This window comes from Candidatus Pantoea formicae, from assembly GCF_011752625.1.
In the GTDB taxonomy this organism is placed as follows: Bacteria; Pseudomonadota; Gammaproteobacteria; order Enterobacterales; family Enterobacteriaceae; genus Pantoea; species Pantoea formicae.
The window spans coordinates 1-26,864 of the sequence record NZ_VWXD01000013.1 but is presented as its reverse complement, the minus strand read 5'-3'; the positions used below and the strand labels follow the sequence as shown (position 1 = coordinate 26,864).

Genomic DNA, 26,864 nt, shown 5'->3' with positions numbered 1-26,864 from the left:
TAAGCAAACGAAAAACGGCTTGGGTGAAAGCCAGAGAACGGCTCTGACGGCGAGACGTACAGCGACGTCATCCTTTAAAACAACAGCGGCGTTTTATACAGCCAGAAGAGTGAAAAAGCAAAATCTTTGTCCATGAATTGTGTGTGGTGTCAGGAATTTGTTCCATTCTTACGCTTGCGTAAACGTGCTGAATCTGAAAAAGCACTGGAAATGTGCTCACTGAGTAACCTAGAATAGCCGTCCAGATGGTTGTCCATCTAAACTGATTAACATCCAGGCGGTGTCGGTGCTACGTACCCATACTCCCTATTGCTCGCGGCTTTGCCTGAAGGGGCGTCGAGTCGGCCTGGTCCACTTACGCTATGCAGTCGAATTCAAACCATTTGTAAGGTAAAGAACAGAATGGCTAAACACCTTTTTACATCTGAGTCCGTATCAGAAGGACATCCTGATAAAATCGCTGACCAAATTTCCGATGCAGTGCTGGACGCCATCCTTGAACAGGATCCTAAAGCACGCGTGGCCTGCGAAACTTACGTGAAGACCGGTATGGTGCTGGTTGGCGGTGAAATCACCACCAGCGCGTGGGTGGATATCGAAGAGATCACCCGTAATACCGTACGTGAAATTGGTTATGTGCATTCCGATATGGGCTTTGATGCTAACTCCTGCGCAGTATTGAGCGCGATTGGTAAGCAATCTCCAGACATTAACCAAGGTGTTGACCGTACCGATCCGCTGGAACAGGGCGCGGGCGACCAGGGCCTGATGTTTGGCTATGCTACCAACGAAACTGATGTGTTGATGCCAGCCCCTGTCACCTACGCACACCGTTTGGTGCAGCGTCAGGCTGAAGTGCGTAAAAACGGTTCACTGCCATGGCTGCGTCCGGATGCGAAAAGCCAGATCACCTTCCAGTACGATGGCGGCAAAATTGTCGGTATCGATGCAGTTGTTCTTTCTACTCAGCACGCTGAAGACGTTTCAACAGCCGATCTGCGTGAAGCTGTGATGGAAGAGATCATCAAGCCGGTTCTGCCTGCTGAGTGGGTGAATGCCAGCACCAAATACCACATCAACCCAACTGGTCGTTTCGTGATCGGCGGCCCAATGGGCGACTGCGGTCTGACTGGTCGTAAAATTATCGTTGATACCTACGGCGGCATGGCACGTCACGGTGGCGGTGCATTCTCTGGTAAAGATCCTTCTAAAGTTGACCGTTCTGCTGCTTACGCTGCCCGCTATGTGGCGAAAAACATCGTGGCTGCGGGTCTGGCCGACCGTTGTGAAATTCAGGTTTCCTACGCGATTGGCGTGGCTGAGCCAACTTCCATCATGGTGGAAACCTTCGGTACTGAGAAAGTCTCTACCGAGCAACTGACCCTGTTGGTGCGTGAGTTCTTCGATCTGCGTCCATACGGTCTGATCCAAATGATGGATCTGCTGAAGCCAATCTACAAAGAGACCGCCGCTTACGGTCACTTTGGTCGCGAGCACTTCCCGTGGGAGCAGACTGATAAAGCCGCTCAGCTGCGTGAGGCTGCGGGCCTGTAATTCATTTCAGTCCAGCGAAAATCAGCCCGCTTAATGCGGGCTTTTTTGTGCCTGCCGCAGGGCTTATGCATCAGCACTGTGCGATTCATCGCGTTTCTCTAATCATCCTCGCCACCTGTCGCTTAATTGCCATTCACGCTCGCTGCTCAGCCTACCGCGCACAGCTTTTTTTTCATTGTCTACACTCTGATCACTCTGCTTACAACAAAGTGTTAACGATTACATTTTGAAATTCTTTTGTTATCTGTAATTTAGAGAATTTTCAGCGTAGTTATTCCTGTGAAAATGCGTTATTTTCAGCGTCGTCTGATAGCCGATATTTAGAGTGATGTCAGAAACTTAAAGGGTGCTATACCTTACTGGTTACGTGACTATTTCGGGCGGAAAATGCTGGATTTCAGGGTTTCAGTGCGTGTAACCGATTACACTGATGTGATCGAACTCACTTTTTTCCGCCGACAGGTTTCATAACATTGATAAAAACAATGATGGATAAACTTCGGAGGCATTATGCCTGGTACTACTCATAAGAGCAGAACATCAAACAAGGTCATGACCTTGTTTGTCTGCTTCTTAGCGGCTCTGGCCGGCCTGCTGTTTGGCCTGGATATCGGCGTTATCGCTGGTGCCCTGCCCTTTATCGCAAAAGATTTCAACGTCACTGCACATGAGCAAGAGTGGATCGTCAGTTCCATGATGTTTGGTGCGGCAGTCGGTGCCATTGGTAGCGGTTGGATGTCTTCTCACCTGGGCCGTAAAAAGAGCCTGATGGCGGGTGCCATCCTGTTCGTCATCGGTTCCTTGTGGTCCGCCATGGCCACTAGCCCGGATATGCTGATTGCGGCTCGTGTGGTTCTCGGCCTGGCCGTGGGTGTCGCCTCTTATACCGCCCCACTGTATCTTTCTGAAATCGCGCCAGAAAAAATTCGCGGTAGTATGATTTCACTGTATCAGCTGATGATCACCATCGGGATTCTGGCAGCTTACCTGTCTGACACCGCGTTCAGTGATGCCGGTGCATGGCGCTGGATGCTGGGCGTCATCACCATCCCTGCCGTTCTGCTGCTGATTGGCGTGTTCTTCTTGCCCAACAGCCCACGCTGGCTAGCGGCAAAAGGTGATTTCCGCAGTGCACAGCGAGTGCTTGACCGTCTGCGTGATACCAGCGAACAAGCTAAACGTGAGCTGGATGAGATTCGTGAAAGCCTGAAGATCAAACAGTCTGGCTGGCAGCTGTTTCAGAGCAACAGCCACTTCCGCCGTGCCGTGTTCCTCGGCGTGTTGCTACAGGTGATGCAGCAGTTCACCGGTATGAACGTCATCATGTATTACGCGCCTAAAATCTTTGAGATTGCCGGCTTCGCCAACACCACTCAGCAAATGTGGGGCACGGTGATTGTCGGTCTGGTGAACGTACTGGCGACCTTTATTGCCATCGGTTTGGTGGATCGCTGGGGTCGTAAACCGACGCTGGTACTGGGCTTCATCGTGATGGCTGCCGGTATGGGCATCCTGGGGACCATGCTGCACGTTGGCATTAACTCTGCCTCTGCACAGTATTTTGCTGTAGCGATGCTGCTGATGTTTATCGTTGGTTTTGCGATGTCTGCCGGTCCGTTGATTTGGGTACTGTGTTCAGAGATTCAGCCGCTGAAAGGCCGCGACTTTGGTATCACCGTTTCTACCGCAACCAACTGGATTGCGAACATGATCGTTGGTGCGACCTTCCTGACCATGCTGAACACGCTGGGCAACGCGCCGACCTTCTGGGTCTATGCGGGTCTGAATGTCTTCTTTATCCTGCTGACCGTGGCGCTGATTCCAGAGACCAAAAACGTCTCGCTGGAGCACATCGAGCGCAACCTGATGTCGGGTAAAAAACTGCGTGATATCGGCCAGCAGTAAGGCTGAGAAACGAGAACAAGGGCTGCCGCAAGGTGTAATGCCTGTCAGTTAAGCTCCTGTTCGGATGAGGCCGCCATTTTATTAAAATGGCGGCCTTTTTTATTATGTGCGGGCGGGCATGTTGGTGCGGGCCACAGCACCTCGGCTGCTGCCGGGCCGTCCTCGCGCCGCTTCGCGGTACCCTCGGCTGCAACGTTGTGCCGGCCGGAACGTTCGGGTACGGCCGTCCTGGCCTACCCGAACTGCCTGTCGCATCCCTGCGCCTGGCTCCTGGCACAACGTCTCCGCCTCAGCGCTGCGAATAGCCCGTTGCAGCAGCCGAGGCGCTGTGGCCTCAGACAATGTGCCCTCTGGAGCAATAAAAACGCTATCGCCTGAGCCATCGCGCCCTTTATAGCAGTAAAAATGCTACCTCCTGAAACATCTCGCCCTTTCCAACAGCGTAAACAGATGTCAGCAAGCAGGCTGGTGCCGCTCTGGGGCTGGCATTTCGCAGCGCTGAACGGAATGAGGAGGCCAGGAGAGCCAGCATGGATGCTGGCGAAAGGTGCAGCCGGGACAGGGAAAGTCCCGTCTGCACCGGTCCGTCAGGCTGACGAGTGAAGTGAAGGTACCGCGTCAGCGGCGCGAGGACAGCCAGCCCCAGAGCGGCACCAGACTGCGTTATCACCTGAACACCAGCCCCAGAGCGGCACCAGACTGCGTTATCACAACATGCTTGACTGACCAAACTGCAATATCACCCCATGCTTAACTGACAAACATCTTTCCGCAAGGTGGCTTTTTTACGCAACAAGCGACGCCAAGACCCAATGCGCCAGGCTCTGCAGCAGTGCAATTTATCGCGCTCAGTTGATCTGTTTATCGCGACACCTTATTCTGCCGAACATGAAAACACCTCGCCTTCCTATCGCCCTGCAACAAGCCGTGATGCGATCTCTGCGCCATTTTTTGCAGCTCGCCAATGACAAGCTGGAACGTCACTATGACGAGCCAAAACTGGTTTATCAGCAGCGAGGAACCGCCGCTGGCACGGCCTGGTTGGAAAAATGGGAAATCCGTCTGAATCCCGTGCTGTTGCTGGAAAACCAACAGCCATTTATTGATGAAGTGGTGCCGCATGAACTGGCGCATCTACTGGTATGGAAAACCTTTGGTCGCGTACCGCCGCACGGCAAAGAGTGGAAGTGGATGATGGAGAGCGTTCTGGGCGTACCCGCCCGTCGCACACATCAGTTTGAAATCGCCTCGGTGCGCAGCAACACCTTCCCCTATCGCTGCCGCTGTCAGCAGCATCAGCTCACGGTACGCCGCCACAACCGCGTGCTGCGCGGCGAAAGCGAATATCGCTGTGTGCATTGCGGAACGCTGCTGCAACCCGGTGAATTTACAGCAAGTTAGTCCGCGAATCTGATATCACCCCTCTTGCCATTCTGTTAACCTGCCGCCTTTTTCCGCACCAGGTTAATTTTGGAATATGTCTCGCAAAACGCTGTTGTTACTCACCTTACTAATGGCACCCCTTAGTGCCTTCAGTCTGAGCTTTTCGAATTATCATCAGAACAATTTCCAGCAGGCTAAAACCGTCGCGGCGCAGATTAATGCTGATGCCCCAGCCGATTTCTACTGCGGCTGCAAAATCAGCTGGCACGGCAAGAAAGGCGTGCCCGACCTCAGCAGCTGCGGCTATAACATTCGTAAAAATGCTAACCGAGCGGAACGCATTGAGTGGGAACATGTGATGCCCGCATGGGAGTTCGGCCATCAACGACAGTGCTGGCAAAACGGCGGACGTAAAAACTGCAGTAAAGATGCTGACTATCGTCGCATTGAGAGTGACCTGCATAACCTGCAACCGGCGATTGGTGAAGTGAATGGCGACCGCAATAACTTCCAGTACAGCCAGTGGAACGGTGGCGATCAGCCATACGGGCAGTGCTCAATGAAGATCGACTTTAAGCAGAAGCTGGCCCAACCGCCAGAACGTGCTCGCGGTGCCATCGCCCGCACCTACTTCTACATGCGCGATCAATATCATCTCAATTTGTCACGCCAGCAAACCCAGCTATTTACCGCCTGGAACAAGCAATATCCGGTCACGGCGTGGGAGTGTGAACGTGACAATCGCATCGCGCAGGTACAAGGAAATCACAATCCCTATGTACAACAGGCTTGCCAGCGCTAAAAGCGCTACCCTACACTAGCTTTTTTCGATTGCGCCGTGCCCGCTGGCACGGCATAACGCTGGCAGGAACCGCATGCGTATACCTCGCATTTATCATCCCGAACCCCTCGACGTGAATAGTGAAGTCTTCCTCGATGAGGATGCCGCTAACCACGTTGGACGCGTGCTGCGTATGACCGTGGGTCAACATATTGAGCTGTTTGATGGCAGTAATCTGACTTTTAGCGCCGAAATCACCCAAGCCGATAAAAAGCGTGTAAAAGTAAATATCCTTGCCAGTCAGCCTGATGACCGTGAATCCCCGCTACATTTACACCTCGGACAAGTCATGTCGCGCGGGGAAAAAATGGAATTCACGATACAGAAATCGATCGAGCTCGGCGTGAATGTGATTACCCCCTTGTTTTCTGAGCGCTGCGGCGTAAAGCTGGATGCCGAAAGACTGGCGAAAAAGATTCAGCAGTGGCAGAAAATCGCGATTGCCGCCTGTGAACAGTGCGGCCGTAATCGCGTGCCGGAAATCCGCCAAGCGATGACGCTGGAAGCCTGGTGCGCCGAAGCGGATAACGGTCTGAAGCTGAATCTGCATCCGCGTGCCAGCCAGAGTATTAATACGCTGCCGCAACCCGTGGAACGTGTTCGTCTGTTGATTGGCCCAGAAGGCGGCTTGTCTGCTGATGAAATAGCAATGACCGCACAGCAAGGTTTCACTGATATTCTGCTCGGCCCGCGCGTGTTGCGCACCGAAACAACCGCTCTCACCGCCATTACGGCACTTCAGGTGAGGTTTGGTGACCTCGGTTAAGCGATAATTCCGGGCTACAGAGAGAAGCACGTGCAACACACGGAACGGGAAGCTGATTCCCCCTTTGAGGAGAGAATAATGATCAAGCTTGGCATCGTTATGGACCCAATTTCGTCCATCAACATTAAAAAAGACACCAGCTTCGCCATGTTGCTGGAAGCACAGCGCCGTGGTTACGAAATTCATTACATGGAGATGAGCGATCTCTCCCTGCGCGGTGGCGTGACCTATGCACGCACACGCCTGCTGAGCGTCGAGCAGAACTACGACAAGTGGTATGAGTTCGGCAGTGAGCAGCTGATCCCACTGGCCGATCTGAATGTCGTGCTGATGCGTAAAGATCCGCCATTTGATACCGAATTTATCTATGCGACCTACCTGCTGGAGCGCGCAGAAGAGCAAGGCACCCTGATTGTGAACAAACCGCAGAGCTTGCGTGACTGTAACGAAAAGCTCTACACCGCATGGTTTGCCGATCTGACCCCCGATACGCTGGTCACCCGCAACAAAGAGCAGCTGCGCGCTTTCTGGCAGGAGCACGGTGATGTGATCCTCAAGCCGCTGGACGGTATGGGTGGCGCATCTATCTTCCGCGTGAAGCAGGATGATCCCAACTTCGGTGTGATCACCGAAACCCTGACCAACCACGGTCAGAACTTCTGCATGGCGCAGAACTACCTGCCAGCGATTAAAGATGGCGACAAACGCGTGTTGGTGGTGGATGGTGAACCGGTGCCTTACTGCCTAGCGCGAATTCCGCAAGGCGGTGAAACCCGTGGTAACCTGGCCGCAGGTGGCCGTGGTGAAGCGCGTCCGCTGAGCGATAGCGATTGGGAAATTGCCCGTCGCGTTGGCCCAACGCTGAAAGCCAAAGGGTTGATTTTTGTCGGCCTGGACATCATTGGTGATAAACTCACCGAAGTTAACGTTACCAGCCCAACCTGCGTGCGTGAAATCGAAGCCGCATTCCCGATTTCAATCACCGGCATGCTGATGGATGCCATTGAAAAACGTTTGGGCTGATGTCGGCGGCGCGTAAGCGCCGCAAGAACCCAAAACCGGTGTGGCTTTGGCCATGCCGGTAATTGTTGAAACACGAGTGATAATGAATTTACAGCACCATTTTTTGATTGCGATGCCGTCGCTACAGGATCCGCTCTTCAAACGCTCGGTGGTGTATATCTGCGAGCACAATGAAGATGGTGCCATGGGCTTGATTGTGAATAAGCCAATGGAGAACTTAACCGTCGAAGGTATTTTGAAGAAGCTTAAAATCAGCGCTACCGATCGCGACCCCGCCATCAAACTGGATAAGCCGGTTTACTCGGGTGGGCCGCTGGCGGAAGACCGTGGTTTTATCTTGCACTCTGCGCAGAAAGTTTACTCCTCCAGTATCCGTATTTCCGACAACACCGTGATCACCACATCACGCGATGTGCTGGAAGCAATTGGTACTGCTTCACAGCCGGAGAACGTGCTGGTGGCGCTGGGTTACTGTGCCTGGGAAAAAGACCAGCTGGAAAATGAATTACTGGAAAACGCCTGGCTGACCACGCCCGCGAATACCAACATCCTGTTCCATACTCCGATTGCTGAACGCTGGCGTGAAGCCGCACGCAGCATGGGGGTCGATATCCATAATATGACCAGCGATGCAGGACACGCCTGATGGCCAGTGAAACCTTGCTGGGATTTGATTTCGGCACCAAAAGTATTGGCGTGGCCGTCGGCCAACAACTGACTGGCACGGCTCGCGCACTTACCGCCTTGAAAGCGCAGGACGGTACGCCCGACTGGAAACTGATTGAGAAACTGCTGAAAGAGTGGCAGCCAAATTATGTGGTGGTGGGTTTGCCGCTGAATATGGACGGCACCGAACAACCCTTAACCGACCGTGCCCGTAAGTTTGCTAATCGCATCCATGGCCGATTTGGGGTACGCGTTGAGTTGCAAGATGAGCGTTTGAGTACCGTTGAGGCTCGTGCCGACCTGTTCGAACGCGGCGGCTTTCGTGCGCTGCAAAAAGGCCAGGTCGATTCGCAATCGGCGGTGATCATTCTCGAAGATTGGTTCGATACGCACTAAGCCTGTTATTCAAATCAATCCTGCAACTCGTCGCGCCTGCTCGCTTTGCGCGAAGGTCTGCATGCCTGCCTGTGCGCCGGTTTGTAACACGCCAGGCAATTGGTGCATCTTTCCTTCGCGAATCAAATTGACCACCGCTGGCGTCGCCACCAGCACTTCATACAATCCCACTCGACCGCCTGCTCTTGCGGGGACCAGTCGCTGCGCCAGCACCGCTTTCAAACTGCCCGCCAGCTGAGTGCGCACTAGGTTCTTCTCTTCAGCGGGAAACACATCCACCAAGCGATCCACCGCCTGAGTTGCGCCGCGCGTATGCAAGGTTGCCAGCACCAGATGACCGGTTTCTGCGGCAGTCAGCGCGAGCCGAATCGTCTCACTGTCTCGCAACTCTCCCAGCAGAATCACATCGGGGTCTTCGCGTAGAGCCGCCTTCAAGCCATGTTCGAATGAAGCCGCGTGTACGCCCACTTCCCGTTGCTGAATCAGCGATCGCCGACTGTGATGCACAAACTCGATCGGATCTTCCAACGTAATGATATGGCGTGCCTGCTCACGGTTGAGGTTATCCACCAGTGCCGCCAGCGTCGTGGATTTACCACTGCCCGTGGCACCGGTGATTAAGATCAGCCCTTCATCGAGTTGCATCAAGGATGACACCACATCCGGTAACAGCAGGCTGGTGATATCCGGGGCCTGGCTGGCAACCAGCCGCAGCGCCAGCGACAAGCCATGGCGTTGCATAAACAGATTCGCACGCAGTCGCACCCCGCTTGACAACGTGAGGGCAAAATCCACGTGCCCACTCTCCTCCAGTTCCGCCTGCTGAACCTGGTTTAACCATTGCTGAACAAAGGCTTCCAGCCACTCGCCTCCCAGAACGTTTTGCTGCGGAATCGGCGCCAGCACGCCATGACAGCGCCAGTGCGGCAAATGTCCGCTGCAAAGGTGCAGATCGGCGGCGTTATGCTTTACACTAAGGGCCACAACTTCATCCAAATCCATTTAACTTCTCCTGACTATGACTTCCATTGAGCACAACTTACTGCAAGTGCGCGCACGCATCGCCGCTGCCGCCGCACGTTGCGGCCGCGCGCCAGAAGAAATTACCCTGCTTGCCGTGAGCAAAACCAAACCTGCGAGTGCAGTCGCAGAAGCGATTGCCGCCGGACAGCAGGCATTCGGTGAAAATTACGTGCAGGAAGGGGTTGAAAAAGTGGCAGAGCTGGCCGCACATCCTGATCTGCAATGGCACTTTATTGGGCCGCTACAATCCAACAAAAGTCGCCTGGTGGCGGAGAATTTTGCCTGGTGTCACACCGTTGATCGCCAGCGCATTGCGCAACGCCTGAATGACCAGCGCCCGGACGCGCTGCCGCCACTGAATGTGTTAATTCAGGTAAATATCAGTGACGAGAACAGCAAATCTGGCATCATGCTGGAGGCCATTCCCGGGTTGGCTCAGCAGATTGCCGCGTTGCCGCGTTTGCGCCTGCGCGGGCTGATGGCTATCCCAGCACCGGAAGCGGATTATGATCGACAGCTGGCGGTCTGCCAGCAAATGGCGAGCGCGTTTCACGCCCTAAAACAGGATTACCCCGAGGTCGATACGCTTTCTCTGGGAATGAGCGACGACATGGATGCGGCAATCGCCGCTGGCAGCACCATGGTGCGAATTGGCACCGCCGTTTTTGGCGCGCGGGATTATGCGCGACCTTCACAACAATAATTGAGGAACCTCATGTTAACAATGACGTTTTTAGTCAAAACGCTGATCGACCTGTACGTGATGGTGCTGCTGCTGCGCATCTGGATGCAGTGGGCACGCTGTGACTTCTACAACCCATTGTCACAGTTCGTGGTGAAGATCACCCAGCCAATCATTAAGCCGCTGCGTCGCATCTTGCCTGCGCTGGGCCCGATTGATACCGCCTCGCTGGTGCTGGCGTTTGTGCTGACGACCCTGAAATATCCCGTGCTGCTACTGATTCAGGTCGGCGTATTCTCTGTGGACCCAACCAACCTGCTGGTGGGGCTGCTGTCGTTGTTAAAATCTGCCGGTTATCTGGTGTTCTGGGTGATCATCATTCGCTCGCTGATGAGCTGGATCAGCCAAGGCCGCGGCCCGATTGACTACGTGTTAATCCAACTGACTGAACCGCTGATGGCACCGATTCGCCGTATTCTGCCTGCCATGGGCGGCATCGATTTTTCTGCCATGATTGTGATTCTGGTGCTGTACGCGCTGAATTTCCTCGGCATGGACCTGTTCCCAGGTCTCTGGTACCTGCTCTAATTCGTTAATCTGGAACTGTTATGCAAAAAGTTGTTCTCGCCACCGGTAATCCGGGCAAAGTTCGTGAACTGGCCGATCTGTTAGCGGCTTTCGGCCTTGATATCGTGGCGCAAACCGAACTGGGCGTTGAGTCAGCCGAAGAGACCGGCCTGACCTTTATTGAAAACGCCATCCTTAAAGCGCGTCATGCGGCGCAGATTACCGGCTTACCGGCCATTGCCGATGACTCGGGTCTGGCAGTAGATGCACTCGGTGGCGCGCCGGGTATTTACTCGGCGCGCTATGCGGGCCTCGACGCCAGCGATCAGCAGAACCTCGATAAGCTGTTAGTCGCGCTGGAAAATGTGCCAGACGGTCAGCGTCAGGCACAATTCCACTGCGTGCTGGTCTACGTTCGTCATGCTGAAGATCCGGTTCCGTTGGTGTTCCACGGCAGCTGGGACGGAGAAATCACGCGCGCGGCGGCAGGCGAAGGCGGCTTCGGCTACGATCCTATCTTCTATATCCCTGAGCTGGGTAAAACCGCGGGCGAGCTGAGTAAAGATGAAAAGCGCGCCGTTTCTCACCGTGGCAAAGCATTGACGCTGTTGCTGGAAGCGATGCGCAATGCCTGAGTTACCACCGCTAAGCCTTTACATCCATATCCCGTGGTGTGTGCAGAAGTGTCCCTATTGTGATTTCAACTCGCACGCCTTGAAGGGAGAAGTGCCGCATATCGAGTATGTGCAGCACTTGCTCAACGATCTTGAACAGGATTTACCGCTCACCGCAGGACGTGAAGTGCGCACGATCTTTATTGGTGGTGGCACGCCGAGCCTGCTGAGCAGCAATGCCATGCAGATGCTGATGGACGGTGTGCGTGCACGTCTGCCACTGGCGCCTGATGCGGAAATCACCATGGAGGCCAACCCAGGCACCGTGGAAGCTGACCGCTTCAGTGCCTATCAGAAAGCCGGTATTAACCGTATTTCGATTGGCGTGCAGAGTTTCAGTCCGCAAAAGCTTGAACGCCTTGGTCGTATTCATGGGCCAGAAGAAGCCAAACGCGCGGCACATTTGGCCGAAGGCCTCGGCCTGCGCAGCTTTAACCTCGATCTGATGCACGGGTTACCGGATCAGTCGTTGGAAGAGGCGCTGGACGATTTACGTCAGGCGATTGCGCTCAATCCACCGCATCTGTCGTGGTATCAACTGACGATTGAACCCAACACGCTGTTTAGCTCGCGCCCGCCGGTGTTACCGGATGACGACGCGCTGTGGGATATCTTCGAACAGGGCCATCAGTTGCTCAGCGCGGCTGGGTATCAGCAGTATGAAACCTCGGCCTACGCTAAGCCGGGCTATCGCTGCGAGCATAATCTCAACTACTGGCGTTTTGGTGATTACCTCGGTATTGGGTGTGGCGCCCACGGCAAGCTAACGCAACCGGATGGCCGTATTGTGCGTACGGTGAAAACACGCCATCCGCGCGGTTTCATGAAAGGCAACTACCTCGATAAGCAGCATGAAGTTGAGGATCACGACAAGCCGTTCGAATTCTTTATGAACCGCTTCCGCCTGTTGGAGGCTGCTCCGCGCGCTGATTTCCGTCGCTATACCGGGCTGGATGAAGCCGTGATTCGTACACAGCTAGACGAAGCGATTGCCGCGGGTTACGTGGATGAAACGGCAGAACAGTGGCAAATCACCGAGAAAGGAAAACTCTTCCTGAATTCGCTACTGGAACTGTTTTTGCCTGAAGAGAAGTCATGACATTCTGATGGCCCAGTGATTGAGCAATATGACTGGGTCATCAGTTAAGGTCTTTCCGTATTTTGCCGCAGTTGTAGAAGCTGCGTATTAATAATGGCTCTGTTCACTTCGCAGGGCAAACCATCATCAAGATAGACCGTTTCATAGATTTCTAAAGCCGCATCATTTTCGTTAAAATTCAGCAGCCTAAGTTGTTCTTCATCGGTCACATTGATGGCATTTAAATGCTGTTCCCTGCGCTGGACTTTCTTGCCTGTAATTTGCTCAATGTAAGAGTATTTCGATATTTCCAGTTTGCTGAATTCCATGCTGCTAAACATGCTGACTGGGAAATGGTTATATTCCAGCGCCACGGGAATATCATCAAAACTCATCAGACGCACCACTTTATAAATTTGGTCGCCACTCTTAATGCGTAACGCCTGCGCCATTTCTGCCGTTGGTACTTTCATGATACTGACGGTGATCACTTTCCTGACCCCTTTGTACCCTTTCTTCTGCGCCTGGAAATCAAAGGGGGACAGCGCGTGAAACCGACCAACATGATCGCTTTTGCCGGTTGAGCCGACAAACAGACCCGAGCCTTTCACCCGGTAAATACGCTGCTGCTCAATCAGGATACGGGTGGCTTCGCGGACCGTGGCACGGGTGATACCGATGTTTTTAGCGATAGCGATTTCGGTGTCAAGTTTGTCACCCGGCATCAAGCCATCGTCTTTGATTTTTTGCAGGAGGTAATCGACAACCTCTTTTTGCTTCTCAGTAATGCCATCGATCATCAACGTGCTTCCCAATAAGTGTATGAGTGCAAATCTGCGCTCGGTGACTCAACACGTATGCCTGAATTTATTTTATTCGCGCCACCCTTACCGCTTATGGATGTGATCCAGTTAACGCTTTTACATTCAGGTGCAACCTGTCCAGCCAGATTTCAATCTTACATATTGTATCTGTACAGGTCTAGGAGCATTATCGAGATGACTAGACATCTTTTATAACATCGATGCACGAAGTGAAATCATAAAGTAATAGATAAAAATCATTATCTTATAAAAATAACCACTTGTTTTAAGTGCACTCAGATAAGACTGTCGATTAAAAACAACATCAACACCAGGGAAATTCATTCAAACATGACTGTACATCTCATCGTTATAAAGCCGGTGGCCACAGTCATCTCGACTTCAGGAGATCAACATGGCGCATCTTGCTAAATGGCTGAATGAAGAAAAAATTCAGTTCCTCGAAAGTGTTCCAGACTGGCAAACCGCCATCGAAGCCGTGGCACGGCCGCTGTTGCAGGAACAGGCCATTTCTCAGCGTTACGTGGATACCATCATCCAGCAGAAGCAGGATATTGGCCCTTACTTTGTCATCGCCCCACGTATCGCCATGCCGCATGCGCGACCAGAACAAGGTGCAGAAAAACTCGGTTTATCGGTGCTTAAACTGGCTCAGGGCGTCAATTTTGATGCAGATGAAAATGACCCAGTCGACATCCTGTTCATGTTCGCTGCACCCGACAGCAACAGCCATATAGAAATGATTACTCAATTGGCTGAAGTGCTCTCTGATGAAGAAAAAATGGCGCAGGTGTTAAGCGCGGCTAACCAGGCTGAACTCAGCCGTCTGTTGTTATCCTAAATCCGTTTAATTTGGCATTAGTTTATAAAAATCAACGAGGTATAAGATGAAAATTATGGCAGTTTGCGGCTCAGGCCTGGGAAGCAGTTTCATGATGGAAATGAACATCAAAAAAGTGCTGAAGCTGATTGATGTGACCGCCGATGTCGAGCACTCCGATCTGGGGTCAGTCACGCCGGATGTGGCAGATGTGTTCGTGATGGCAAAAGACATCGCCTACAGCGCCAACCTTCCAGAAGACAAAGTGATCATCATCAACAACATCATTGACCTCAAAGAAATTGAGCAGAAAGTCCGCGCCTATTTTAATAAATAATTCACTCAACCTACTGAAATAGAACACTTACCGCTGAGGTTACTATGTTTATTCAAAACCTTTTATTGGTAGTTGTGGATGTGCTGAAAGTCCCCTCCATTCTGGTCGGTTTGGTGGCCATGTTTGGACTGATCGCACAGAGAAAACCGTTCCCAGACATCATCAAAGGTACGGTTAAAACTATCTTGGGTTTTCTGGTATTGGCTGGCGGTGCAACGGTGTTGGTGGGGTCGTTAACGCCACTCGGCGACATCTTTAAGCACGCCTTTGATGTACAGGGAATTATTCCAAACAATGAAGCGATGGTATCCATTGCTTTAGAGAAGTACGGTGCGCCGACCACGCTGATTATGGCGTTTGGTATGGTGGCGAACATTATAGTTGCCCGCTTTACGCGACTGAAATACATCTATCTTTCAGGCCATGTGACCTTCTATATGGCCTGTATGATTGCCATTATTTTGTCAGTGGCGGGTTTCGAAGGTGTGCAGCTGATTTATACCGGTTCTCTGACGCTCGGCATGCTGATGGCGATTTTCCCGGCCATCGCTCAGCCGCATATGCGCAAAATCATTGGACACGATCAGGTCGCCCTGGCACACACGGGTACTGTGGGTTACGTGCTGTCTGGTTGGATCGGCTCGTTAGTGGGTAAAGGCTCCAAATCCACTGAAGAGATGAACATGCCAAAAAACCTCAGTTTTTTGCGCGACAGCACCATCTCCATCTCACTCACCATGATGATTATTTACTTTATTCTTTCGGTTTCTGCGGGCCGAGAATATGTAGAGAGCCAATTTAGTCATGGTCAGAACTACCTGGTTTATTCGTTCGTGCAGGCGATTACCTTTGCGGCGGGCGTATTCATTATCCTGCAAGGGGTGCGCTTGATTCTGGCGGAGATTGTGCCGGCTTTCACGGGCTTCTCCGAGAAACTGGTGCCAAATGCTCGCCCGGCACTGGATTGCCCGATTGTCTTCCCGTACGCACCGAATGCGGTTCTGGTGGGTTTTATTTCCAGCTTCGTGGGTGGATTAGTGGGGTTGTTCTTCCTGGGGCAACTGCACTGGGTGCTGATTCTTCCGGGTGTGGTGCCGCACTTCTTCTGTGGTGCAACGGCGGGCGTATTTGGTAACGCCACCGGCGGGAAACGTGGAGCCATGCTGGGCGCTTTTGCCCACGGTATTCTGATTACGTTCCTCCCGGTCGCCCTGCTGCCAGTGCTCGGTGCGATTGGATTAACCAATACCACCTTCTCAGACACCGATTTTGGCGTCACCGGCATCATCCTTGGCAATATGGCACGCTACCTGGATAAGGGTGTCATCATGATGGTCATCACCGGTATCTTTGCCCTGCTGGTTATCTACAACTACGTTGCCAGCAACAAGGCGACGGCAGAGGAAGCGAAGAGCGAGTAATTAGCCCTGCATCGCGGCGTAATGCTCGTCAGTTAAGGCCATATTCACAAAAGCTGTCACTGTTAAAAGTGGCAGCTTTTTTCGTTTTGGTGAGAATGCCGGAGTCCGTGCCCTTTTTACTGCGCGCACTGGCGTTTCAGAGCAGGCTGGTGCCGTTTAACCTACCAGACGATAGCGACGTTTTTAGCCTTTAACGCCCTGCATCAGAGCCTTACGCTGACCTTCCAGATCGGTCACCCGGTTGCACACCTCATGACCGAAGTTCTGGAAATCTTGTTCCTGATTGTTCCACTCGGCCTGAACCGCCTGCTGTAATCCGCCCAAGTTGCCCATGATCGCTTGTAGTGGATTACTGCCGCTGGCCGCCTTGCTGCTGCCCATCTCGTTCAGGCTGTCCTGCATAATGCCGCCCAACGTACTCTGCACCAGTTTTTCGCCGTCAGCGCGCACTTGATCTATCGCCTGATGGTGGAAGGTTAAACCGTCCGGGCGATGCTCAATAATGCGATTCATCTGCTGCTTTAACTGACCATCCAGAGTGGTCAGACGATTGCGCACGTTGCTGTTGGCACCGAGTTTTTCCACAATCACTTTGTCCAGCGCCACACGGCTGCGTTCCAGACGCGTGGATGCACCGTTATCCACCCAAGGTAAATCACGGCGTAAGGCATTCTGATAATCAATGGCTTTCTGGCGCGTGGCGTTATCGACGTTGGCTTTCTGCCCGTTGAAGGTCACATCACCCTGCGGTGAGATTTCAAGATTACCGCTGGTGCCCACCACCTGCACGCTCTGCGGTTTGATGATCACATCATCCTTTGGATTAACGCTGCACTGATAATCAGCCTGCGCCTGCGTCGCCGCAGCCAGCAGCAGTGCGGTAAGAAGAGCCTTACGAACCATGAAATCTTCCTTAAATGAAAAGCCGCCTACGCCTTTGCTGTTAAAGCAGGTCAGGCGTAGGCGGCGCGGCGAATTTAATGACGGTCAGCGCGCAGCAATCGAAGCGCACCTGAGTGCATAAAGATGACTCGTGTTGCTCGCCCCTTTCGGAGACGCCCTTTGGGCGTTCAAGTCGCTATCGCCACTTGTGTGAGCACTGCCCGGCGCCAAAAGCGCAAGTGAGCTAGCCTGAAGCGCTATCTCAGACTAATAACTTACTTAGTCCCACCAAACATCGAAGAGTTCAGTCACTTGAATGTCGGTGAGATTTTTTTGTTCCAGCCACTTACGCACCAGCTCGCGGTGCTCGTCGGTGCATTTACCGGTTTCTTGCAGGCAAACCAAACCTTCCCACACCAGATAACCGCTACCGTCATACGCCAGACCATTCGGATCAATCACCTCAGTAATAAACTGATCCAGAATGGCATCAATCTGCTCCTCTGTGGTGCCTTCAGCAAAGCGCCAAGCCACAGAAAAACCTAATTCCTGAAACTCATCGATATGCAGTTTTTTACGTAAACGACGGCTACGCTGTACGGCCATTATTTCACCCTCTCAAACATCAGATCCCAAACACCGTGGCCCAGTCGCTGCCCGCGCTGCTCAAATTTAGTTAACGGACGCGTTTCGGGACGCGGCACGTAATCGTTACCTTCTGACAGGTTTTTATACCCATCCACGCTGTTCATGATTTCCAGCATGTGAGTCGCATAATCTTCCCAGTCAGTCGCCATGTGGAATACGCCGCCCAGCTTCAGCTTGCGCATCACCAGCTCGGCAAAAGGTACCTGCACAATGCGACGTTTGTTGTGGCGCGCTTTATGCCATGGATCCGGGAAGAACAGCTGTACCATGCGCAGCGAATTATCCGGGATCATCTTCTGCAGCACTTCAACGGCGTCGTGACACATCACGCGCAAGTTTTCCACGCCCGCCTCTTTCGCGGAAGCCAGACAGGCACCCACGCCCGGCGCATGCACTTCAAGGCCGAGGAAGTTCTGATGTGGATTATTTTGCGCCATGGTCACCAGTGAAGCGCCCATGCCAAAACCGATTTCCAGCACCACTGGCGCTTCGCGACCAAACAGTGCGGCCACATCCAGCGGCTCCTGCTGGAATTCGACGCCCATCTCCGGCCAGTAATTATCGAGCGCGAGCTGCTGCCCTTTCGTTAAGCGCCCCTGGCGGCGCACAAAACTGCGGATGCGACGCAATGGCCGCCCGTTCTCATCAAATTCTGGGGTGATGACGTCATTAATCATGTTGAAGCCTGCTGGTTAGCCTATTCTGGGAAACGGGCATTATGCAAAGTTAGATAGCAGAAGCAAGCCTTTGCAATCTTCCGGTTTACACCCCGATGTCTCTGTGCTGGAATTCCTGCCTGATTGTAGAGCAAACAGGGAAAATTTCCTTCTAATGATGCAAGCGCCGCAGTTCGCGCAACAGGTGCTGGAGTGGTATCACCGCTTTGGCCGCAAAACTCTGCCGTGGCAGCAGGAGAAGACACCTTATAAGGTGTGGCTCTCTGAAGTAATGCTGCAGCAGACGCAAGTTGCCACCGTTATTCCTTACTTTGAACGCTTTATGGCGCGCTTCCCCACGATTGCCGATCTGGCGGCAGCGCCGCTGGATGAAGTGCTGCACCTGTGGACCGGCCTCGGCTATTACGCCCGTGCGCGCAATTTGCATAAAGCCGCGAAGCAAGTGGTCGACAAACACGGCGGTGAATTCCCGCGTAATTTTGATGATGTCGCCGCACTGCCTGGCGTCGGCCGTTCTACCGCAGGTGCCGTCCTGTCATTATCACTGGGCCTGCATTTCCCGATTCTCGACGGCAACGTCAAACGCGTGCTGGCACGTTGTTATGCCGTTGGCGGCTGGCCGGGCAAGAAAGACGTTGAAAAACGGCTGTGGCAGATCAGCGAAGAGGTCACGCCTGCTGAAGGCGTCAGCCAGTTTAACCAGGCGATGATGGATCTCGGTGCGTTAGTGTGCACTCGCTCACGCCCTAAGTGTGAGATTTGCCCGGTCAGCAGCGGTTGCGTGGCTTACGCCAACAGCAGTTGGGCGGAGTATCCCGGCAAGAAACCCAAAGTGACGATTCCCGAGCGCACCGGCTGGTTCCTGATGATTCAGCACGGCGACGACGTGTTCCTTGAACAACGACCGCCAGTGGGATTATGGGGCGGGTTATTCTGCTTCCCGCAGTTCACCAGTGAGCAAGCACTAACTGACTGGTTAGCCGAACGGGGTATTCACGCTAAACCGCAGCAGCTGACGGCCTTTCGCCATACCTTCAGCCATTTCCACTTAGACATTGTGCCTATGTGGCTGGCGTGGCCTTCTGCCGGGTCGCTGATGGATGAAGCGAGCGGTCTCTGGTATAACTTAGCGCAACCACCGTCAGTGGGTTTGGCTGCGCCAGTTGAGCGCTTGCTGCATGAATTGCGCCATCCCCAGCAACTGGCACTGCACACGCGCGTGATCCAAGAGGAAGAGTAATGAGCCGCACCATTTTTTGTACGTTTCTGCAACGCGACGCTGAAGGGCAGGATTTCCAGCTCTATCCAGGCGAGATCGGTAAGCGCATCTACAATGAGATTTCCAAAGAAGCCTGGCAGCAGTGGATGTCCAAGCAGACCATGTTGATCAATGAGAAGAAGCTCAACATGATGAACCCGGAAGATCGCAAAGTGCTGGAGAAGGAGATGATCAATTTCCTGTTTGAAGGCAAAGATGTGCACATCGAAGGTTTCACCCCGCCAGAAAAATAATCGTTCAGGGCCTCCCTTTGAGGCCCTCTTTTTCGAATCAGGCACCCATTTACAATGAATAAAAAACTGATAGCGCTGTTAGTGATTGCCCCACTTTTGGTTTCCTGCTCCGGACAAAAAAAATCGCAGTATCACGAAGAGTGGGTCAAGGACACCAACGGTTTCGACATTTTGATGGGGCAATTCGCCGCCAACATTGAAAATATTTGGGGAATCAACGAGGTTCTGATCGCCGGACCGAAAGATTACGTCAAATATAGCGACAGCTATTACACCCGTAGCCACATTAACTTCGACAGCGGTAGCATCACCATTGAGACCATTGCGGGCACCGATCCGATGGCCAGCCTGCGTCAGGCGATCATCACCACGCTGCTGATCGGTGACGATCCAGGCAATGTCGATCTCTACTCCGATGCCAACGATATTCAGATCAGTAAAGAACCGCTGCTTTACGGCCAGGTACTGGATAACACCGGACAGCCGATTCGCTGGCAGGGTCGCGCAGCCAGCTTTGCCGATTATCTGATCCAGAACAAACTGCAAAAACGCACTTCCGGCCTCCACGTGATCTGGTCTGTTACCATTCCGATGGTGCCGAACCACCTCGACAAACGTGCGCACAAATATCTGCCGCTGGTGCGTAAAGCAGCGGAAGAGTATGGCGTGGATGCGTCACTTATCCTGGCGATTATGCAGACCGAATCAAGCTTCAACCCCTATGCGGTCAGTAACTCCGACGCATTGGGCCTGATGCAGGTGGTTCAGCATACCGCTGGTGTGGATGTGTTCCGCATGAAGGGCAAATGGGGTAAACCGAGCCGTAGCTATCTGCTCGATCCGGCCAATAACATTGATGCGGGTACGGCCTATCTGTCACTGCTGCAGAAGAGTTATTTAGGTGGGATTCAGGATCCGGTGTCACGCCGCTACGCAGTGATCACCGCCTATAACGGCGGCGCGGGTAGCGTGCTGCGCGTGTTCTCGAGTGATAAAGATCGTGCCTTCTCGCTGATTAACGGCATGTCGCCGAATGAAGTGTATCAGACGCTGACCACCAGCCACCCATCGGGCGAGTCACGCCGCTATCTGTATAAGGTGAACCAGGCGCAGCGTAGTTATCATCGGTATTGATCGCTTAGGGTTAGGATGGTGCATTAGTTATTGTCATGACAGGCAGCGGAGAAAAGATTGACTTCTCCTCTGCCTGTTTTTATTTGCCCTAGAAAAATTCATGCCTGAAGTGAAATTCGCCTAACCTCACAAAAATAAGAAATCAGTATGATTATAAAACACCAATGCTAACCTGTTGTTTTTAATTACAATGGTTTTCTCGTCTTTTCTTAATCTTCTATTATCTTCACTTTTCATCCCATTAGACGAACTCATGCTCATTGACCACTTTTTAAATAAGGTGCAATGATTATTTCAACAACAACTGATCGTCTGGATTGAACATCAAATTAAATAACCACTGTCACCTCTGATTTGGAAATAGTATCGAAACGCGCTTTCGATATTTATTTTTTAATAACATGAAACCCGTCAATAAAACATTCTCATCCAATACGTGCTTATGGGTGATCAAATGTCATGCCTGACAGGATAAGAGGATATATATGAGCCATTCACCCGCAAAAAATAATTCGTTAGGCGATGGCCTTTCGGATCGACAAATTGGCATGATCTCGATTGCCGGGATCATTGGTGCTGGATTATTTGTTGGCTCCGCCAATGCCATCGCTACCGCTGGCCCGGCAGTTCTCCTCTCTTACGCTATGACCGGTGTGCTGGTATTACTGGTTATGCGGATGCTGGGTGAAATGGCCGTACTGCAACCCGATACCGGCTCTTTTTCCACCTATGCCGCGAAAGCGATTGGCCCTTGGGCGGGTTTCACTATCGGCTGGTTATATTGGTGGTTTTGGGTATTGTTGATTCCGGTCGAAGCGATTGCCGGTGCAGATATATTGCATGCCTATTTTCCTTCCATCGCAGCCTGGCAATTTACCACCGCCATTATCTTGCTGTTGACCGTAACAAACCTGTTTAGTGTGAAAAATTTTGGTGCGTTTGAATTTTGGTTCGCCATTATTAAAGTCGTCGCCATCATTGGTTTTATTGGTATTGGTTTAATGGCGATATTCGGTCACTGGCCGTTGGCCAATGTCAGTGGTGTTGCTCATCTCTACAATAACATCGGCTTTATGCCCCACGGTTTTGGCGCAGTATTGACGGGGATTCTGCTGACTATTTTCTCGTTTTTTGGTGCCGAAGTGGTCACCATTGCCGCCGTGGAGTCCAAAGATCCCGGTAAAAAAATCAGCCGTGCCATTAATCTGGTGGTGTATCGCATCGCCCTGTTTTATCTGCTTTCAATCTTCCTGGTGGTCTCGCTCATCAGCTGGAATGATCCCGAACTGCTCAAGCAGGGAACCTTCCAGTATGTGCTCTCTACCCTCAATTTCCCCGGTGCCAAACTGGTGGTGGATGTGGTGGTGCTGATTGCCGTATGCAGCTGCATGAACTCGGGTTTATATACCGCATCTCGCATGCTCTATTCTCTTGGCAAACGCGGTAATGCACCCGCTTCATGCGCCACTGTCACTCGGGGTAGCGTGCCACGCGTTGCCGTGCTGGGCTCCACACTGGCGGGCTTTGTCGCCTGTATCGCAAACTATGCTTTCCCCGGTGAAGTCTTCGCCTTCCTCATCTCCACCACCGGCGCCATCGCACTGATTGTTTATCTGGTGATTGCGGTTTCACAATTGAGAATGCGCAGCGCACTGGAAAAACGCGGCATCACACCCGACTTCAAGATGTGGTTTTTCCCATGGTTAACCTGGCTGAGTATTTTGATGATTCTCAGCGTGTTGGGATATATGTTTTATTTACCGCAGTATCGCTACGAAAGTTTGATGACGATGGGAGTGACGCTGTTGGTGCTTTGTGCCGGGATATACGTCACAGGGAAACGTAAAAAGCAGGAAGCCATATTTAGTACCGCCAGAATATCGAAAGAGAAAATTCAGGTGGCCCGGCACTAATATCTAAAAGCATGATGGTGTGCGGCTTTAATGCGCCGCACACCTTTTTACTCGATTAGCTGAGCATCATGTTGGCGACTAAATGCTTACGACCGCTTTCGTCTTCCTCAGTGTAAACACCCTGCAGTTCCGGCGAGAAGCCCGGCAACAAGTTGATACCCTCTTCCAGCGCGAGGAAGTATTGCTGTACCGCACCACCCCACACCTCGCCAGGCACCACGCACAGCACGCCCGGTGGATAAGGCAATGCGCCCTCGGCAGCAATACGCCCTTCTGCTTTGGCAATCGCTACCAACTCAACTTCACCACGAATATAAGCCTGATGCGCATCCTGCGGATTGACTTCCACTTTCGGGAAGCAGGCCTCGCGGAACATCGCTTTTTGCAGATCTTTCACATCATAGCTGACGTAGAGATCGTGCATCTCCTGACACAGACGGCGCAGCGTATAGCCTTTGTAACGTTCCATGTTTTTGCGATAGACGCTTGGCAGCACTTCAGCCAGCAGCGCATCCTCTTTCACATGGTGTTCAAACTGCTCCAGCATCGCCACCAGATGCGCCATCTTCTCCGGATTCTCCGCTGGCGTCAGCAGGAACAGAATGGAGTTAAGATCGCACTTCTCCGGCACGATACCGTTCTCACGCAGGTAGTTAGCTAAAATGGTCGCCGGAATCCCGAAGCTGGTGTATTCGCCGCTTGCGGCATCAATGCCTGGCGTCGTCAGCAGCAGCTTGCAGGGATCGACCAGATATTGCTCGCTGGCGTACCCTTCAAAGCCGTGCCACTTCTCACCCGGCGCAAGACTAAAGTAGGCCGGATCGGCAGCGATAACTTCCGTTTCCGCCGACTGCCACAACTTGCCGTGCACTCTCTCTGGCAAGAACGGCTGAATCATCTCACAGCGTTCCAGAATCGCTTTACGCGCATCAATGCCAATGGTGACGCATTCGTGCCACATGCTGCGTCCGGCTTCGCCTTTGTGCATGCGCGCATTGATATCCAACGCGGCAAACAGCGGATAGAACGGGCTGGTTGAGGCGTGCAGCATAAAAGCATTGTTAAGGCGCTTGTGCGGACAGAAGCGCTTCTGACCACGGATGTGGTTGTCTTTCTTGTGAATCTGCGAGGTCTGCGAGAAGCCTGCCAGCTGTTTGTGCACCGACTGAGTGACGAAAATACCGGGATCGTTCTCGTTCAGCTCCAGCGTCAGCGGAGAGCAACCTGCCATCAGCGGGATAAACTGCTCATAGCCTAACCACGCGGAGTCAAACAGGATGTAATCACAAAGATGACCGATGCGATCCACCACCTGACGCGCGTTGTAGACGGTGCCATCGTAGGTGCCGAGCTGGATAATCGCCAGGCGGAACGGGCGCTGCTCGTTAGCGCGGTGCGGTGCGACTTTTTGCACTTGCTCGCGCAGATAAGCTTCGTCAAAGCAGTGCGCATCAATCCCACCGATAAAGCCGAACGGGTTACGTGCCGCTTCCAGATATACCGGCGTTGCACCTGCCTGAATCAAGGCACCGTGATGGTTGGATTTGTGGTTGTTGCGGTCGAACAGCACCAGATCGCCGCGCGTGAGCATGGCGTTGGTCACCACTTTGTTGGCGCTGGAGGTGCCGTTCAGCACGAAATAGGTTTTGTCGGCGTTGAAGACTTTCGCTGCGTACTTCTGTGCATCTTTCGCTGAACCTTCATGGATCAGCAGGTCGCCCAACTTGACGTCGGCATTACACATATCGGAACGAAATACGTTCTCGCCATAGAACTCATAGAACTGACGTCCCGCTGGATGTTTGCGGAAAAACGCCCCGCCCTGATGGCCCGGACAGGCAAAGGTGCTGTTCTGCATATCGACATAGCGCGTCAGCGTATCGAAAAATGGCGGCAGCAGGTCGGATTCATAGGCCAAAGCGGCCTCTTCCAACGCTTCCCACTCTTCCGGTGCGCCGTTGATCTCACCGGTCACACCCGGCAATTTCAGCACTTCTTCATCGAACGCATTCGCGACAAACACCGGCAAATTAAAGCCAGTCTGGCGCAACAGCGTTAACACGCCGCTGCGTGTATCCGCCAGTGAGACGACAACGGCCGCCACATCGGTAAAATCAGTATTGTCCAGCGTCACCACATCACGCGTGGTGTTCAGGCTCAGGCTTGGCGCTACAGCTATGCTGGCAGCGATTTTCAATGGGTTCATAGCACAAATCCCCGTAATGAAGGATGAGTGGGTGCCAATGGCACAGCAATGAGGAAATTTCCCCGGCGAATAACGTCAATTCGAGCGGTGCAACCGCCATAACCGATAGACATCAGTAAAGTCAGATCGTGTCTGTCTTTAATCATGTCCAACAGCAGTCAGGTTAAACTGGCCTCACCGCATGGTGAGCGAGAAATGCGAACAACAGATGACGGAGAGACGCTTATCGTAAAGCGAGCGGGAACAAGTGCAAGAGTGCATTGTACCGACCATGGCGGCGTCCTCAGTGTTGGAGAGATGAGTCATTAACTGGGGCGCAATGATGGCATCTTTTTTTTGCTGGAACAACCCACTGCACCGAGTTTGATACGCATAAAACGCAATTAATAAACATATGATTAATAAGTATTTATCAAGCGGGCTCGTTATAAAAACGCTTAAATATCCTTGTGTTATGAGAATTTATGCAAGGTATGACTGAAGCGATGTTGCCCCCTTATCTCAGGAGAGTAATATGACCCGCACTTTCCTCAATCAGCCGGAGGCTGCATGTTCAAGGCATTGGTCATTGAAAATGATGAACAGGGTTACCGCACTACTCTGCAAGACCTGTCAGAGCAACAGTTGCCCGATCTGGATGTCACCCTCGAAGTTAGCTACTCCACGCTTAATTACAAAGACGCGTTAGCCATCTGCAATAAAGGCCCGATTGTGCGCCAGTTCCCGATGGTTCCCGGTATCGATTTCGTTGGCCGTGTGATCAGCAGCCGCCATCCCGAATGGCAGCAGGATGATGTCGCCCTCCTCACCGGTTGGGGCGTGGGCGAGAAACATTGGGGCGGGTTGGCACAGAAGGCCAGCGTTTCAGGTGACTGGCTGGTGAAAGTGCCAGCAGCGCTTAGCCCACTGCAAACCATGGCGATCGGCACCGCCGGATTCACCGCCATGCTGTGCGTGCTGGCACTGGAAAAACAGGGCATTACGCCGCAGCACGGCCCGGTGCTGGTCACGGGTGCCAGCGGTGGCGTCGGCAGCTTCAGCGTCAGTTTACTGTCACGTTTAGGCTATGAAGTTGTCGCGTCCAGCGGTCGCGCCAGCGATAGCGATTACCTGCTCAATACCCTGGGCGCAACCGCGATTATTGATCGTGCTGAATTAAGCGCCCCCGGCAAACCCTTGGCGAAAGAGCGTTGGGCTGCGGCCATCGATAGCGTCGGCAGCCATACGCTGGCCAACGTGCTGGCAGGCATTAAACGTGATGGTGTGGTAGCCGCCTGTGGCATGGCACAAGGTCTGGACCTGCCCACCAGCGTAGCACCCTTTATCCTGCGCGGCGTGGTGTTGGCCGGTGTGGATAGCGTAATGTGCGCTAAGCCGTTACGTGAAAAGGCGTGGCAGCGTTTGGCCGAATTAGTGGATAGCGCGCTGCTGGAGCAACTCACCAAGGTGATACCGCTCAGTGAAGCGCGTGAAGGTGCAGAGGCATTGCTGGCAGGGAATGTACGCGGACGATTAATTGTGGATTGCCGTTAACGTTTTGGGCGCCATAAATGGCGTAATGCTTGTCAGTTAAGGGGCTCTTCAGGTGAGGCTGTCATTTTCTTAAAATGGCGGCCTTTTTTATTATGCGCGGGTGGGCATGTTGGTGCGGGCCTCAGCACCTCGGCTGCTCCCTCAAACAATGTGCCCTCTGTAGCAATAAAAGCGCTGTCGCCTGAGCCATCGCGCCCTTTATAGCAGTAAAAATGCTACCTCCTGAAACATCTCGCCCTTTCCAACAGCGTAAACAGATGTCAGCAAGCAGACTGGTGCCGCTCTGGGGCGGGCATTTCGCAGCGCTGAACGGAATGAGGAAGCCAGGAGAGCCAGCATGGATGCTGGCGAAAGGTGCAGCCGGGACAGGGAAAGTCCCGTCTGCGCCGGTCCGTCAGG

The 26,864-nt window shown here is 52.8% G+C and carries 26 protein-coding genes; 20 read left to right on the top strand and 6 right to left on the bottom strand.

The window, feature by feature from the left end:
- The first annotated feature begins 402 nt into the window (after nt 1-402).
- The 8 genes from metK (at nt 403) to ruvX (ending at nt 8,534) form a co-directional block, all read left to right on the top strand.
- Entirely contained in the window at nt 403-1,554 is a 1,152-nt protein-coding gene (gene metK / locus F3J38_RS23755; RefSeq protein ID WP_167142874.1) for a methionine adenosyltransferase, read from the top strand.
- Between the two features lie 510 nt (nt 1,555-2,064).
- A complete protein-coding gene (locus F3J38_RS23750) occupies nt 2,065-3,459 on the top strand; it encodes a sugar porter family MFS transporter (protein ID WP_167142871.1) in 1,395 nt (464 codons plus the stop codon).
- Nucleotides 3,460-4,347: 888 nt separating this feature from the next.
- Complete coding sequence (locus F3J38_RS23745) at nt 4,348-4,860, top strand: SprT family zinc-dependent metalloprotease (protein ID WP_167142868.1); 513 nt, start codon at nt 4,348-4,350, stop codon at nt 4,858-4,860.
- A 76-nt stretch (nt 4,861-4,936) separates the two neighbouring features.
- The gene (gene endA / locus F3J38_RS23740; protein ID WP_167142865.1) at nt 4,937-5,644 is read left to right on the top strand and encodes a deoxyribonuclease I; all 708 of its coding nucleotides are present in this window, start codon (nt 4,937-4,939) and stop codon (nt 5,642-5,644) included.
- A 73-nt stretch (nt 5,645-5,717) separates the two neighbouring features.
- Nucleotides 5,718-6,449 carry a 16S rRNA (uracil(1498)-N(3))-methyltransferase gene (rsmE, locus tag F3J38_RS23735; protein ID WP_167142862.1) on the top strand — a complete coding sequence of 244 codons (732 nt, stop codon included), beginning with the start codon at nt 5,718-5,720 and terminating at the stop codon, nt 6,447-6,449.
- A 78-nt stretch (nt 6,450-6,527) separates the two neighbouring features.
- Complete coding sequence (gene gshB / locus F3J38_RS23730; protein ID WP_167142859.1) at nt 6,528-7,472, top strand: glutathione synthase; 945 nt, start codon at nt 6,528-6,530, stop codon at nt 7,470-7,472.
- An 82-nt stretch (nt 7,473-7,554) separates the two neighbouring features.
- A complete protein-coding gene (locus F3J38_RS23725; protein ID WP_167142856.1) occupies nt 7,555-8,118 on the top strand; it encodes a YqgE/AlgH family protein in 564 nt (187 codons plus the stop codon).
- Nucleotides 8,118-8,534, top strand: coding sequence for a Holliday junction resolvase RuvX (ruvX, locus tag F3J38_RS23720; protein WP_167142853.1), 417 nt, complete (start codon nt 8,118-8,120; stop codon nt 8,532-8,534). Before F3J38_RS23725 ends, ruvX begins: the two co-directional genes overlap by 1 nt.
- Before the next feature lie 9 nt (nt 8,535-8,543).
- Here ruvX and F3J38_RS23715 read toward each other — a convergent pair whose 3' ends face one another.
- The gene (locus tag F3J38_RS23715; protein ID WP_167142850.1) at nt 8,544-9,536 is read right to left on the bottom strand and encodes a type IV pilus twitching motility protein PilT; all 993 of its coding nucleotides are present in this window, start codon (nt 9,534-9,536) and stop codon (nt 8,544-8,546) included.
- Nucleotides 9,537-9,552: 16 nt separating this feature from the next.
- Between F3J38_RS23715 and F3J38_RS23710 the strand changes: the two genes are divergently transcribed.
- Genes F3J38_RS23710 through hemW form a run of 4 tightly spaced genes read left to right on the top strand, consistent with a single transcriptional unit; the run spans nt 9,553 to nt 12,579 of the window.
- On the top strand, nt 9,553-10,260 hold the full coding sequence (locus tag F3J38_RS23710) for a YggS family pyridoxal phosphate-dependent enzyme (protein ID WP_167142847.1): 708 nt from the start codon (nt 9,553-9,555) through the stop codon (nt 10,258-10,260).
- A gap of 12 nt (nt 10,261-10,272) precedes the next feature.
- Nucleotides 10,273-10,827 carry a YggT family protein gene (locus F3J38_RS23705; protein ID WP_084936564.1) on the top strand — a complete coding sequence of 185 codons (555 nt, stop codon included), beginning with the start codon at nt 10,273-10,275 and terminating at the stop codon, nt 10,825-10,827.
- Nucleotides 10,828-10,847: 20 nt separating this feature from the next.
- Nucleotides 10,848-11,441 (top strand): XTP/dITP diphosphatase, encoded by a 594-nt coding sequence (locus F3J38_RS23700; RefSeq protein WP_167142844.1) that lies wholly within the window; start codon nt 10,848-10,850, stop codon nt 11,439-11,441.
- Entirely contained in the window at nt 11,434-12,579 is a 1,146-nt protein-coding gene (gene hemW / locus F3J38_RS23695; protein ID WP_167142841.1) for a radical SAM family heme chaperone HemW, read from the top strand. The genes F3J38_RS23700 and hemW overlap by 8 nt, the downstream gene beginning before the upstream one ends.
- A 44-nt stretch (nt 12,580-12,623) precedes the next feature.
- Here the strand turns inward: hemW and F3J38_RS23690 are convergent, their stop codons facing one another.
- Nucleotides 12,624-13,358, bottom strand: coding sequence for a GntR family transcriptional regulator (locus F3J38_RS23690; RefSeq protein WP_167142838.1), 735 nt, complete (start codon nt 13,356-13,358; stop codon nt 12,624-12,626).
- 418 nt (nt 13,359-13,776) lie between these two features.
- Between F3J38_RS23690 and F3J38_RS23685 the strand changes: the two genes are divergently transcribed.
- The 3 genes from F3J38_RS23685 to ulaA are packed head-to-tail and all read left to right on the top strand — an operon-like array spanning nt 13,777 to nt 15,960.
- Entirely contained in the window at nt 13,777-14,223 is a 447-nt protein-coding gene (locus tag F3J38_RS23685) for a PTS sugar transporter subunit IIA (protein WP_167142835.1), read from the top strand.
- Between the two features lie 46 nt (nt 14,224-14,269).
- Nucleotides 14,270-14,539 (top strand): PTS sugar transporter subunit IIB, encoded by a 270-nt coding sequence (locus tag F3J38_RS23680; protein WP_084936559.1) that lies wholly within the window; start codon nt 14,270-14,272, stop codon nt 14,537-14,539.
- A 44-nt stretch (nt 14,540-14,583) separates the two neighbouring features.
- Nucleotides 14,584-15,960 carry a PTS ascorbate transporter subunit IIC gene (gene ulaA, locus F3J38_RS23675; RefSeq protein WP_167142833.1) on the top strand — a complete coding sequence of 459 codons (1,377 nt, stop codon included), beginning with the start codon at nt 14,584-14,586 and terminating at the stop codon, nt 15,958-15,960.
- Between the two features lie 183 nt (nt 15,961-16,143).
- Here ulaA and F3J38_RS23670 read toward each other — a convergent pair whose 3' ends face one another.
- The 3 genes from F3J38_RS23670 to trmB form a co-directional block, all read right to left on the bottom strand.
- Nucleotides 16,144-16,863 (bottom strand): YggN family protein, encoded by a 720-nt coding sequence (locus tag F3J38_RS23670; RefSeq protein ID WP_167142830.1) that lies wholly within the window; start codon nt 16,861-16,863, stop codon nt 16,144-16,146.
- A gap of 258 nt (nt 16,864-17,121) precedes the next feature.
- Complete coding sequence (locus F3J38_RS23665; protein ID WP_167142827.1) at nt 17,122-17,448, bottom strand: YggL family protein; 327 nt, start codon at nt 17,446-17,448, stop codon at nt 17,122-17,124.
- On the bottom strand, nt 17,448-18,167 hold the full coding sequence (trmB, locus tag F3J38_RS23660) for a tRNA (guanosine(46)-N7)-methyltransferase TrmB (protein WP_167142823.1): 720 nt from the start codon (nt 18,165-18,167) through the stop codon (nt 17,448-17,450). The genes F3J38_RS23665 and trmB overlap by 1 nt, the downstream gene beginning before the upstream one ends.
- 154 nt (nt 18,168-18,321) lie before the next feature.
- Here trmB and mutY point away from each other — a divergent pair, with 154 nt between their 5' ends.
- The 4 genes from mutY (at nt 18,322) to F3J38_RS23640 (ending at nt 22,726) form a co-directional block, all read left to right on the top strand.
- A complete protein-coding gene (gene mutY, locus F3J38_RS23655) occupies nt 18,322-19,407 on the top strand; it encodes an A/G-specific adenine glycosylase (protein ID WP_167142820.1) in 1,086 nt (361 codons plus the stop codon).
- On the top strand, nt 19,407-19,679 hold the full coding sequence (locus F3J38_RS23650; RefSeq protein WP_034823278.1) for an oxidative damage protection protein: 273 nt from the start codon (nt 19,407-19,409) through the stop codon (nt 19,677-19,679). The genes mutY and F3J38_RS23650 overlap by 1 nt, the downstream gene beginning before the upstream one ends.
- A gap of 54 nt (nt 19,680-19,733) precedes the next feature.
- Complete coding sequence (gene mltC / locus F3J38_RS23645; RefSeq protein ID WP_167142817.1) at nt 19,734-20,813, top strand: membrane-bound lytic murein transglycosylase MltC; 1,080 nt, start codon at nt 19,734-19,736, stop codon at nt 20,811-20,813.
- Nucleotides 20,814-21,298: 485 nt separating this feature from the next.
- Nucleotides 21,299-22,726 carry an amino acid permease gene (locus tag F3J38_RS23640; protein ID WP_167142814.1) on the top strand — a complete coding sequence of 476 codons (1,428 nt, stop codon included), beginning with the start codon at nt 21,299-21,301 and terminating at the stop codon, nt 22,724-22,726.
- Between the two features lie 55 nt (nt 22,727-22,781).
- Here F3J38_RS23640 and F3J38_RS23635 read toward each other — a convergent pair whose 3' ends face one another.
- Nucleotides 22,782-24,932: an ornithine decarboxylase gene (locus F3J38_RS23635; protein WP_167142811.1), complete on the bottom strand. Its 2,151-nt coding sequence runs from the start codon at nt 24,930-24,932 to the stop codon at nt 22,782-22,784.
- Between the two features lie 549 nt (nt 24,933-25,481).
- Here F3J38_RS23635 and acuI point away from each other — a divergent pair.
- On the top strand, nt 25,482-26,465 hold the full coding sequence (gene acuI, locus F3J38_RS23630; RefSeq protein ID WP_167142808.1) for an acrylyl-CoA reductase (NADPH): 984 nt from the start codon (nt 25,482-25,484) through the stop codon (nt 26,463-26,465).
- The last annotated feature ends 399 nt before the right edge of the window (nt 26,466-26,864 follow it).